Raw genomic sequence first — 394 nt, 5'->3', positions numbered from 1 at the left:
GCGCGATCCAGGTTTCGTTCGACTTCGGCTTCACATTGTGCAGGCTTTGCCAGCGGGCGCGAAAAATGCCGACCACCATCTGCGGATTTTCGCGATGGGTCACCGACTCCAAAACCTTCTGGGTGACTTCCAGCACCAGTCCTCCGGCGGCGACGGTGCGGGCAGCGGCTTTCTCGACCAGCGGCTTGCCCTTGCCCTCCTTGGAATAGATCAGCGTCTCGATCTTCCAGCCGGTTTCCAGCGCGTCGAGGACAAGCTTCAGCCCCTCGGCCATGAAGGTGCCCGAGGCCTCTCGGTTCTTCTTCTGGCTGAGCGCCTTGATGTCCTTGATGATCGGATTGGCAAGCGAGGTGATTTCCTTCACCTGTCCGGGCCGGCGCGGACCGTCGTCGTC

The 394-nt window shown here is 61.4% G+C and carries 1 protein-coding gene; it reads right to left on the bottom strand.

What is annotated here, in order from left to right:
- The coding region (locus tag AC1D0P_RS31190; protein WP_477680265.1) for an RNA methyltransferase substrate-binding domain-containing protein at window positions 1-394 on the bottom strand (394 nt) is incomplete at both ends.

Source organism: Polaromonas sp. P1_G2 (genome assembly GCF_056405515.1).
Note: the sequence above shows the minus strand (reverse complement) of the source record. Positions and strands in the feature narration are given on the sequence as shown.